The organism is Burkholderia sp. AcTa6-5, from assembly GCF_017815075.1.
GTDB lineage: Bacteria > Pseudomonadota > Gammaproteobacteria > Burkholderiales > Burkholderiaceae > Burkholderia > Burkholderia sola.
In genome coordinates this window covers 216,080-224,859 of record NZ_JAGIQE010000010.1, presented here as the reverse complement: position 1 = coordinate 224,859, position 8,780 = coordinate 216,080, and the positions used below count along the sequence as shown (strand labels likewise).

The 8,780-nt window shown below is 61.2% G+C and carries 14 protein-coding genes and 1 tRNA gene; 2 read left to right on the top strand and 13 right to left on the bottom strand.

The window, feature by feature from the left end:
• Positions 1 to 9: 9 nt before the first annotated feature.
• Entirely contained in the window at positions 10 to 843 is an 834-nt protein-coding gene (gene hpnD, locus J8I33_RS16260; protein WP_209938077.1) for a presqualene diphosphate synthase HpnD, read from the bottom strand.
• A 235-nt stretch (positions 844 to 1,078) separates the two neighbouring features.
• On the opposite strand from hpnD, the gene J8I33_RS16255 reads away from it, so the two are divergent.
• Positions 1,079 to 1,165 (top strand) — tRNA-Leu (locus tag J8I33_RS16255).
• 154 nt (positions 1,166 to 1,319) lie between these two features.
• Positions 1,320 to 2,369, top strand: coding sequence for a tyrosine-type recombinase/integrase (locus J8I33_RS34855; RefSeq protein ID WP_209938075.1), 1,050 nt, complete (start codon positions 1,320 to 1,322; stop codon positions 2,367 to 2,369).
• On the opposite strand, the gene J8I33_RS16245 is transcribed toward J8I33_RS34855, so the two are convergent.
• The 12 genes from J8I33_RS16245 to J8I33_RS16190 form a co-directional block, all read right to left on the bottom strand.
• Positions 2,366 to 2,602 (bottom strand): helix-turn-helix domain-containing protein, encoded by a 237-nt coding sequence (locus J8I33_RS16245; RefSeq protein WP_209938073.1) that lies wholly within the window; start codon positions 2,600 to 2,602, stop codon positions 2,366 to 2,368. The two genes, J8I33_RS34855 and J8I33_RS16245, sit on opposite strands and share 4 nt — an antisense overlap.
• 306 nt (positions 2,603 to 2,908) lie before the next feature.
• Entirely contained in the window at positions 2,909 to 3,736 is an 828-nt protein-coding gene (locus J8I33_RS16240; RefSeq protein WP_209938110.1) for a hypothetical protein, read from the bottom strand.
• A gap of 34 nt (positions 3,737 to 3,770) precedes the next feature.
• Positions 3,771 to 4,436 carry a GIY-YIG nuclease family protein gene (locus J8I33_RS16235; RefSeq protein WP_209938071.1) on the bottom strand — a complete coding sequence of 222 codons (666 nt, stop codon included), beginning with the start codon at positions 4,434 to 4,436 and terminating at the stop codon, positions 3,771 to 3,773.
• Positions 4,433 to 4,807 (bottom strand): hypothetical protein, encoded by a 375-nt coding sequence (locus J8I33_RS16230; protein WP_209938066.1) that lies wholly within the window; start codon positions 4,805 to 4,807, stop codon positions 4,433 to 4,435. Before J8I33_RS16230 ends, J8I33_RS16235 begins: the two co-directional genes overlap by 4 nt.
• Positions 4,804 to 5,040, bottom strand: coding sequence for a hypothetical protein (locus J8I33_RS16225; RefSeq protein ID WP_209938060.1), 237 nt, complete (start codon positions 5,038 to 5,040; stop codon positions 4,804 to 4,806). The genes J8I33_RS16230 and J8I33_RS16225 overlap by 4 nt, the downstream gene beginning before the upstream one ends.
• Positions 5,037 to 5,426 (bottom strand): hypothetical protein, encoded by a 390-nt coding sequence (locus J8I33_RS16220; protein WP_245172076.1) that lies wholly within the window; start codon positions 5,424 to 5,426, stop codon positions 5,037 to 5,039. The genes J8I33_RS16225 and J8I33_RS16220 overlap by 4 nt, the downstream gene beginning before the upstream one ends.
• Positions 5,423 to 5,734, bottom strand: coding sequence for a hypothetical protein (locus J8I33_RS16215; RefSeq protein WP_209938058.1), 312 nt, complete (start codon positions 5,732 to 5,734; stop codon positions 5,423 to 5,425). Before J8I33_RS16215 ends, J8I33_RS16220 begins: the two co-directional genes overlap by 4 nt.
• Positions 5,731 to 6,054: a hypothetical protein gene (locus tag J8I33_RS16210; RefSeq protein WP_209938056.1), complete on the bottom strand. Its 324-nt coding sequence runs from the start codon at positions 6,052 to 6,054 to the stop codon at positions 5,731 to 5,733. Before J8I33_RS16210 ends, J8I33_RS16215 begins: the two co-directional genes overlap by 4 nt.
• The gene (locus J8I33_RS16205) at positions 6,051 to 6,389 is read right to left on the bottom strand and encodes a hypothetical protein (protein WP_209938054.1); all 339 of its coding nucleotides are present in this window, start codon (positions 6,387 to 6,389) and stop codon (positions 6,051 to 6,053) included. The genes J8I33_RS16210 and J8I33_RS16205 overlap by 4 nt, the downstream gene beginning before the upstream one ends.
• Entirely contained in the window at positions 6,382 to 6,789 is a 408-nt protein-coding gene (locus J8I33_RS16200; protein WP_209938052.1) for a hypothetical protein, read from the bottom strand. Before J8I33_RS16200 ends, J8I33_RS16205 begins: the two co-directional genes overlap by 8 nt.
• Complete coding sequence (locus tag J8I33_RS16195; RefSeq protein WP_209938047.1) at positions 6,782 to 7,159, bottom strand: hypothetical protein; 378 nt, start codon at positions 7,157 to 7,159, stop codon at positions 6,782 to 6,784. Before J8I33_RS16195 ends, J8I33_RS16200 begins: the two co-directional genes overlap by 8 nt.
• On the bottom strand, positions 7,156 to 8,778 hold the full coding sequence (locus J8I33_RS16190; protein WP_209938108.1) for a hypothetical protein: 1,623 nt from the start codon (positions 8,776 to 8,778) through the stop codon (positions 7,156 to 7,158). Before J8I33_RS16190 ends, J8I33_RS16195 begins: the two co-directional genes overlap by 4 nt.
• Positions 8,779 to 8,780 lie beyond the last annotated feature (2 nt).

The window sequence follows — 8,780 nt, the reverse complement described above, 5'->3', positions numbered from 1 at the left end:
GCGCGCCGCTCAGCGGCGGCGTGCGGCGCGCCACGCGATCCACAGCTTGCGGATCGGCGTGAGCGCGATGCGCTGGTGCAGCACCTGGTAGCCGTCGCGCGCGATTTCGTCGAGCAGCGCGCCGGCCAGCGCGATCTGTGCACGCAGCGTGCGCTGCGCGCGACGTTCGGCGGCGGGAATCGCCGCATCGGCGGCCGCGAGCGCGTCGCGCGCGCGGGTCGTCTGGAATTGCAGCAATTCGGTGAAGGCCGGGCTATAGCGGCGATTCAACAGATCGGCCGCGGTCACGTTGTAGCGCTGCAGTTCGTCGATCGGCAAATAGATGCGGCCGTGGCGCGCGTCGTTGCCGAGCTCCTGCACGAATTGCGCGAGCATCAGCGCGCGGCCGACGTCCTCGGCCCACGGCTGTGGGTCGGCCGGGTTCGCCGAGCTGGCGCGCGCAACCAGCGACGCGAACGTGCCGCCGACCTGCGCGATATAGCGCTGCAGGTTCGCGAAATCGAGGTAGCGCGCCTGTTCGAGGTCCATCCCGTAACCGTTGACGAGCGTGCGCAATGCATCGGCTTCCGCGGCGATTGCCGGGTGATGCTGCGCGAGCGCCTTCGTGACCGGGTGCGACGGCTGCCCGTCGGCGAGTGCCGCGAGTTCCTTGTGCCACCACGCGAGCTTCGTGTGTCCGACGGTCGGATCGCTGGTTTCCTTGACGGTTTCCTCGAGTTCGCGGCGCAGCGCGAACAGCGCGGTCAGGCGCGGCTGCGTGGCGAGCGGCGCCTGGCGCAGCGCGTAGTAGACGCTGGAGCCGGCGGGGGCGGCCTTTTGCTGACAGTAGTCGTCGAAGTTCACGGGCTGGATCGGGTGGGGCGGGTTCGGGGGACGCGCGGCGGCGCGCTGCCGAAACGTCGAGCGCGGCATTCTAGCACCGCGGCACGACGGCTGCCGGCGGGGCGAGACAACGTCGAACGGATCGGGTAGAATCTCGCGCTCGCCTGATCGGGCGTGCCGGTTTTCGGGCCGGCGTGAAGTCCCGGGCGCGCGGAGCATGCATCTTGCGTCCCGCGCGATCAGGCGACGGAAATACGCGTGAGTGGCGAAATTGGTAGACGCACCAGGTTTAGGTCCTGACGCCCGCAAGGGTGTGCCGGTTCGAGTCCGGCCTCACGCACCAACAGACATATGCACGGCTTTGACCGATAAGTCAAAGTTAGATAAAACAATAGCTTGGCGCGCCGCGCCTGTACGTTTGTACAGGCGCGTATTTGCACATCAGCGCTACTTTTGTACAATGGATTCCCCATTTCCTACGCACGGGACTCCCCACAGTGGCCTCCATCACCCCCCACAAAGACGGCTTCCGCGTCCAGGTATATGTCCCTGGCGTGAACGGCTCGAAACCGCTCCGAGATTCGAAGGTGCTACGGACGCGCCGTGAGGCGAATGCGTGGGGCGCTACGCGTGAGATTGAGTTGAAGCGCGAGCGCGATACGCCGGTTGCGGAGCGTCGCACGCTCGGCGAGGCGCTGATGAAGTATTCGGAGGAGGTATCGCCGAAGAAGGGCGGCACGAGATGGGAGCAGAACCGCATTGCCGCCTTCCTCAAGGATTTTCCCCAGTATGCCGAGTTACCGCTTGCGCAAGCGGATACACCGATGTGGGCCCAGTGGCGCGACAAGCGGCTGACGGGATTCACATCTGGAACAGGCAAGCGCGTCCGCGGTATTACCAGTGGTTCAGTGCTGCGCGAGCTCAGCCTCTACAGCAACATGTTCACGATCGCGCGTCGAGAATGGAAGTGGGTCGAGGTCAGCCCCCTGACGGATCTCGGAAAGCCAGGCGATAACCCGCCGCGCGATCGCCGACCGCATCCGTGGAAAGAGATCAGGCCGATTGTTAGATGGCTCGGCTATCGCACTGGGGCCGTGCCTGAGACGCTACAGCAGGAAGTGGCGCTTGCGTGGTTGGTTGCCATGCGCAGCGCAATGCGTGCCAAGGAACTGCGTGGGCTCGGCAAGAAGACGCTCAATATGAAGACTGGCGTCGCGCGGCTCGAACACAAGATGCAGTACCTGACGAAGAAGCCGCGCGAGATTCCGTTGCCGCGCGCGGCGATCCGGTTGTTGAAGCCGGTAGCAAATCGAGAACAGTGCTTTACGGTGTCGGCGGCATCAATGGATGCGCTTTTTCGAAAGGCAAAGACGGAACTCGGCATCACGAACCTGAAATTTCACGATAGCCGCGGCGAGGCATTGACACGTCTATCGAAGAAGGTAGACGTGCTGACGCTATCGCGAATCTCCGGGATCAAGAACCTCCAGATCTTGATGGACCACTACTATCGTGAAACCTCGGAAGACATTGCCGCGCGTCTCTAGCTGGCTGCCAGCGTGTCATCGATCTGGCTGATCGGGATCATGCCGCACCCGTTCAGCCTGAGTTTCCCTTGCCGCACCATCTTTCCGATCGTGACGCGGCTCAACCCCAACATCTCGGCGGCCTGCAGTTGGTTGACCTGCGTCGGTCTCGGGTGCGCCTCGGCATAAAGGCGCACCGCATGCTTAGCGATACGAAGCGCGTCAGCCTCGTCGATTTCTTGGTATTCGCTCATCGTTAGCTCCGGCGCTGCAATGCGTCACCATTGGCATCCAGAAGTGCCTTTCCTTTTTCGGTAAGCCACACTCCCCGTAAGCTAACTCCGTAGTCAAGCAGCTGACGGTTCACTGCCCGCTCAAGCGCGCGCTCCACAACCTTCGGGTGTTGACCTGTGCGCTGTTCCAAGATCTCATCTGGCCGAGGCTGGCGGTTGTTTTCCCACGAATCGCGCACTGCCTCGCATACCTGTAAATCGGAAATATCTTTTGTGGCCATTGGGCGGTCTACCTCGTCAAGATAAGCTGGCTGTGGATATGGTATGTCAGGCTACCGCCAGGGGATGATCGCGCGGCACACGGAACCCGGATGCCTTGGCGTGCCCACCGCCGCCGTATTGCTTTGCGATCTCGGACACATCCATGCCGTTCTCGGCGGCGCGCAGGCTGAATGTGCGCACCGCGGGGCCATCCCAATAGCATGCCGCGAACGGCTCGTTGATGGCCATGAGTGCGCCGGCATCGCTTGACATTGTGTAGGGGAGGTTCGCAACAGGAACATCGAACCCGCCAATCACCATGCGCCGCTGACTCGCCTTCACGAGTTCCGCGATGTCCTTGTGGTGCTTCCGCTCGATCGCCGCGCCGGCGACGGTCATTTGCGTGAGTTCGGCGCGGTCGGCCGCCATCAACTTGTCCCACGTCTCGAATGAGTATTCGTGAGAGAACATTGCGGCCTGAATCTCGCGCGTGCCGGGCAGTCGGAAGCGCCACAGATCGCGGTCCTCGACATGACCGAGCAGGAGGGGACGACTCTCGCCGGGAAACAGGAAGTCCCACGCGAGCGTCGCGCCGCTGCGCTCGAGGTCCGTGTACATGAATAGACCTGGCAGACCGTCGAGGTCTTCGATTGCCGTTTTGTGGTGGTCAACGAGCGTCACCGTGAGCGCACTTTCGATCATCGCCTTGACGACGTCGCGCTTATAACTGAAATCGACCAGGTAGACGACTCTGCCGGTCACGTCAGGCGGTTCCTTCTGGTACGACGCAGCGAAGTAGTCGGCCTTATCGCCATACTTGCGCCAGAAACACCATGCGCCACTGAATCCGTCCGCGCAGTTGCTGTGGTAAATCACGATTGGCTTGTTGCACATTTTTGATTTCCTCTTCGATCCGGATATTCGCTTTTCACTTACCAAGTAACTGACTCAGTGAGAGAGGTGCAGACGGGGTATCTCCATGGTTTGTATTTAGACGACCATTGCACTCAGGCCTAAGGGTATGTATGTAAAGCGACTCCATCTTGTCGAGGCTGCTTTGTTCGCACTGGATATATGCGATGGCTTCAAACTTAAATCTATCGTAGTGTGTACGAACGCGCGCTTCGATATTGATCGACTGACCTACATAGCAAACTCGTTCACCCTTAATCAGGAAGTAGACGCCACATCTTGGTTGATATGTAACTGATCCGGCCACGATCTCAGCTTCAGTAAGAAGCGTCGAACCGGTGAGCGCAAGCGATGCACTATTTATGGCAAGCGCATGTTTGCTTTCCTCAACGGACACGCGTAATGACGCCTCTTCGGCTCTCGGGGTATCGATAGAGCGCGCAATGAGAACCTCCTCTACCGGACCAACAGATAGGCAGAGCGCGTATGCGCGCGCTACGACATCAATCATGCGGTAGCTGGGAAACTCGCCCATCGATTTGATCGGTCGACCAAGCTTGGCCTCCCGGTTAATAAAGCTGCTTGGTAGGATGCCGTCTATGACCGCATACCGATTGAGATGCGCCGGCTTCAAATACTGGCGGAAAATGTCGCGTGGGATAAAGTTCGGTCGTTCTTTCATGGTCGGTTATCCGCGCCACAGTGCGGGCAGTCGATGGAATAACGATCAGCGTCTCGCAGGAATCTGCCGCAACCGACGCAGTTCACTTGGTAGGCGCGCTCCTTCGTCCGCTTTGCAAGCGTGATTCCAGCGGCAGAAATCGCGACGCGGCTGAGATATTGGAAGTCGACCGCCGGCCTAGTCTTGCCGTCGATGTACTCCTTCGGCCATGGGATGTCCGTCTTGCGAATGTTGTGCTGCTGCTGCGCATCGTCCCTGGTGAAAAGTCGCGCTTTGCGCAGATCGGTCGTATAGCCGTCCGGATCGGCCCACCACATCACGTCATTGCCGACAAACGAACGGCTGTCCTGAAGGTAGAAAAGATCGGTCATATCTGGATGTCCACGTATTTAGTGGTGAAGCGCGCTTCTTCGCTGTGGTGTCGGCGATAGATGATGCGAATGCCGCCACCGATCTCGAGCGGCCGGCCGCGGCCGTTGTCGTCGTTCAACTCCGCCTGGTGATCGCAGCAAACCGAACGGAGTGTGATGGCGAGGGCAACAGGATCGTCAAGCAATCGAAGAAGGAAGTCGTGGTTGATCTCGATCAGTGTTCTCGTGCTCATCGTGTTTCTCCGGTCGATATTCTGTCGATAGCGGCGCGCAACTTTTCCACCTCGTCGGGATTTTCGTCGCGCCACGACGACCAACTCGGATCGGTGAGCTTCCATTGGATCCAGTCTGGGTGATCAGGCTTCGCCTCGAACGATGTGACATACGGACCATCTTCGGTCTTCGTCGCGCAGCGCTCGCACTTTCCGCCGGCGAGGTGGTCATGGCAGAAGTACAGCCCGCAGCCGTCTTCGCCGCCATACGGTTCCTGGTGCGCGCACACATAGGCCAAGCCGCGATCAATTCTGGCGTTGCAGTCAGGGTGATCGCAGATAGCCGGCACGCCGTAGCCGATGTCGCGCTTCCAGTTGTCGTCATATCCGATTGACCAGCCCATCATGCACCTCTCTGATCGCTAGCGGGGACGGTCTTGAGGGCGCGGATAGCCTTCGCGCAATCGCTACGCGCTGCGTCGTATGCGCCATCATCAGCGCTATCAGTCGGATCAATCAAGCGCTCGACTTCGCACACCTTCGCGCACTCCTCGATGATCGCCTCTCTATCGGGAGTGGTGCTGCGGGCGGCAACAAATGCTGCCAGTTCTAGCGCGGCCGCATAGCTCGCTACATCCATGCAGGTGCCGCGCTCGCGGAGCCACTGCGATACGATTGGCTCCATCTCCGTCAGCATGTCATCGATGATCTTCATGATTTACTGATCCTCGTCATTTCGCCGCAGTGCTGGCACTTCGTGCGCGAGCGTTCGCCCAACCGTTTCAGCTCGTCGTGGTAGCGCGCGTGCAGCTCGTGATAGCGGTGCTCGGCCTGACTGAGCTGCTTGAGCACCCACATCGGGTTGAGCTTTTCCTTGCAGTCTGCGCATGTCACTTCGGCGAGCTCGTCGTCGATGATGTAACGCTTGTGCCAGCAGGTATGCGTCGGAACGGTCGTGAACACGCGCTCATCACCGAGGTTCGGGCGCGGCTTGACCGGCAGCACTGTCACGTTATCGTCGATCGTGATCTTCATGGCTTGCTCCGGGTGAGGGCGAAAAGCGGCTCTGACGTGACCACGTATTCTTCGGAATAGTCTTCGCCGGGCACACCGAAATGGTCTTCGGCATCCTCGGTTAATCGAGTCTGTGTCTGGCCGCCTTCCATGTGCATGACATGCCTCCATCCGACCGGCTCCCCGCAAACCTTCTCCAGAACGGCGGCTTCGATGCGTGCTGCGTAGTCTCGAAGCTGGCGCAGGTTGATATACGTGCCAGGAAACGTTTCGCTGTCGTCAGGCACAAAGAACGTGATGTCGCATTTGCGCTCGATTTCTTGGACTTCCTCGCGCGAAAGAATCGGATCACTCATGAGAGGCTCCTGTGCGGGCGGCGTCGATGGCAGCATCAATCGCGGCATGAATCTTCCAGTCGAAGGTGTCCTCGTCGAAATCCGCATCGAGCCTGCTGCCATCCGGGCCGCATACGTCTACGGTACCGGCATCACGTTCGAGCAAGATCTCGATCTCGTAGCCGTCTGGCAGTTCGGCGCACGCACGCTGCACCGGATCGGTGTTGTAGACCGGATTCCAGTGACGCCGCTCACGATCGGGCACCGTCACCTCGTCTCGCGGCTCCGGCTGCTGGGTAGCGAGGGCTTCACGCTCGATGAAACGGGCGAAGCGCAGCGCCCAATCAGGAGGCGTGGCCGACACTGCGCCGGATTCTCGCCATGCCGCTGCGATCTGAGCGGCGGTCAGCGTCTTACTCATGCTTGTCACCTCCAGCGGTTTCCGGCTTTACCGGCCGATTCGCCATGTACTTGGCGTGTGCCTTCATCTGCAGATCGAACACCTCGCGCAGCATCTCGGCGCTTTCCAGCGACATCGATTCGGGCCAGCGGAGGCTGACGTGGCCGCCTTCGGGGAGATGGAGCCGCATCTCCTGATACCGGATGCCGCGCACCATTTCCAATGCGGCCTCCAGTTCGGCGATGCGCTTCGCATGGCGCGCGGCCTCCTGTTGCGCATCGTGCGTGGCCATAGCGCCGGGCAGCAGCTCGTCGATGGCTTCGGCGGCAACGTGGTTGCCGGCTGCCTTCAGATCGTCCGCGATCGAGCGATAGCGGTGGTATTCGCTCATTGCTTGTCACCTTTGAGAAGGGCGCGGTCGAGCCGTTCGATTTCGGCGAGGATCAGCGCGCCGGCCTTCACAAGGTTGCGGCGCTCGGTCGATGGCTTCCACCAGTTCTTATCCCACGGCCACATCAGCGGCGGATCGCCCCGTTTCATCTCGCTCATGGCATATAAGCCAGCGGCATATGCCAATTCGCGCTTGGTGTATTGATCGTCATGCCCCGGCGTCCATCCTTCTGCAGTAACCTGCCGGCGCCGTTCGTCGAGCACGTCGCGCGCTGCGTCCGTCAGCCCGACAGGAGCGGATGCCGGGGCGGCGTCCTGATCGCGAAGGTATTGAGCCAGCGCGCATGCGAAATCAGCGGCCAACCGTTCGTTGATGTAGCGGTCGAAGTCGTGCCGACGCAGGCGCGTCGCGAAGAACTCGGCGATGTAGCCACGCCCACCAGCGCTTGTGCTCAGATCGTGTCCGCTGATCGCCACCGCTTCCACCGCCTGCGCGTCTGCCGGCGCTGCCGCTGCATCTGCGGAGGGAGGTTGCGCGTACGAGACGCATTGCTCGATCGCGTTGACGGCGCAGTTGCGCAGCTCGTCGAGCGTGGCGACGATTGCATCGGGTTCGCCTTCCGGGCTGTTCCGGTCGGGGAGTTCGCACACGTTCGTCAGGAACATGTCGAACCAGTGCGGCAGCTCGTCCACCCCTCCCGCCACATCAGTGCGAGGGGCGCGGGAAGCGCGCAGCACCGCGACATAGCCGGCCCGCGACTCAAGCACCTTGCGCAGTCCTTCGTTGTCGCCAGCATCGCCGAGCCGGAATCCTTCTTGCACGCCCGCGCAGTACGCGCTGTCGTAGAGCGCATCCGCACGTTCTTCCGCCCCCGTCCCATTGGGCGACGAGGCGCTGGCGGCGTTCAGGACGGCGATCGCAGCAGCGTCCGCATCTTCTTGCGTGCCATGCCGCGACGTAGCCATCCATGCGTTTCGTGCCTTATGCCAGATAGCGGAGGCGTCGAACGCCGCCCGCTCGTCTGCCGCTGGCTGTTCGGGCTGCGCGGCCTTTGCGAGCGCGGCACACTCCCGGCACACGCCATCACCGTTCTCGTAGACGCATTCGTGGTCTTCGCGCGCTTCCGCCGCACGCGCGTAGTCGCCGGTGAACCCCTCGTGGCCTTCGCCTTCCTCGGGGTTGTCTGCAAGGTGCTGCGCGGCCTCGATCGCTCCGATGCCCGTCTGCCAGTAGATGCTGCGGTTGTCGATAGTCCACGACTGAAGTTCGTCGCTTTCGCCATTCAGCCATTGCTCACACAACTCCTTGGGCGGCTTGCTGCGGCAGAGAAGGCCCAAGGCGTCAACGAACCGGTCGACGTAGACCGTCGCGCCCGGCAATTCCAGTTCGTCGCGCCGGCTCATCGCCGCACTGCTGAACGCTAGCTCCATGCCACTGGCCGGCGCTGCTTCGTGCTGCTCGACAGGGGATGCGGCAAGGATCAGCTCGTCGGAGAAGCGCGCGAACGAATCCGCGTCCTGAAACAGTAGCCCGGTGAAGTAGGCTCCTGCATATTTGCGCCCGATCGCTTCGATCGATTCGCGCGTCAGCGCATCAGCGCGGCTATTGTCGGTGGTCATCG

What these genes read in the sequence shown, in the direction of transcription:
- J8I33_RS16200 (WP_209938052.1), bottom strand. Translation starts at nt 6,789, where the DNA reads ATGAGTAAGACGCTGACCGCCGCTCAGATCGCAGCGGCATGGCGAGAA.
- J8I33_RS16240 (WP_209938110.1), bottom strand. Translation starts at nt 3,736, where the DNA reads ATGTGCAACAAGCCAATCGTGATTTACCACAGCAACTGCGCGGACGGA.
- J8I33_RS16230 (WP_209938066.1), bottom strand. Translation starts at nt 4,807, where the DNA reads ATGACCGATCTTTTCTACCTTCAGGACAGCCGTTCGTTTGTCGGCAAT.
- J8I33_RS16190 (WP_209938108.1), bottom strand. Translation starts at nt 8,778, where the DNA reads ATGACCACCGACAATAGCCGCGCTGATGCGCTGACGCGCGAATCGATC.
- J8I33_RS16225 (WP_209938060.1), bottom strand. Translation starts at nt 5,040, where the DNA reads ATGAGCACGAGAACACTGATCGAGATCAACCACGACTTCCTTCTTCGA.
- J8I33_RS16195 (WP_209938047.1), bottom strand. Translation starts at nt 7,159, where the DNA reads ATGAGCGAATACCACCGCTATCGCTCGATCGCGGACGATCTGAAGGCA.
- J8I33_RS16220 (WP_245172076.1), bottom strand. Translation starts at nt 5,426, where the DNA reads ATGATGGGCTGGTCAATCGGATATGACGACAACTGGAAGCGCGACATC.
- J8I33_RS16235 (WP_209938071.1), bottom strand. Translation starts at nt 4,436, where the DNA reads ATGAAAGAACGACCGAACTTTATCCCACGCGACATTTTCCGCCAGTAT.
- J8I33_RS16205 (WP_209938054.1), bottom strand. Translation starts at nt 6,389, where the DNA reads ATGAGTGATCCGATTCTTTCGCGCGAGGAAGTCCAAGAAATCGAGCGC.
- J8I33_RS16245 (WP_209938073.1), bottom strand. Translation starts at nt 2,602, where the DNA reads ATGAGCGAATACCAAGAAATCGACGAGGCTGACGCGCTTCGTATCGCT.
- J8I33_RS16210 (WP_209938056.1), bottom strand. Translation starts at nt 6,054, where the DNA reads ATGAAGATCACGATCGACGATAACGTGACAGTGCTGCCGGTCAAGCCG.
- J8I33_RS16215 (WP_209938058.1), bottom strand. Translation starts at nt 5,734, where the DNA reads ATGAAGATCATCGATGACATGCTGACGGAGATGGAGCCAATCGTATCG.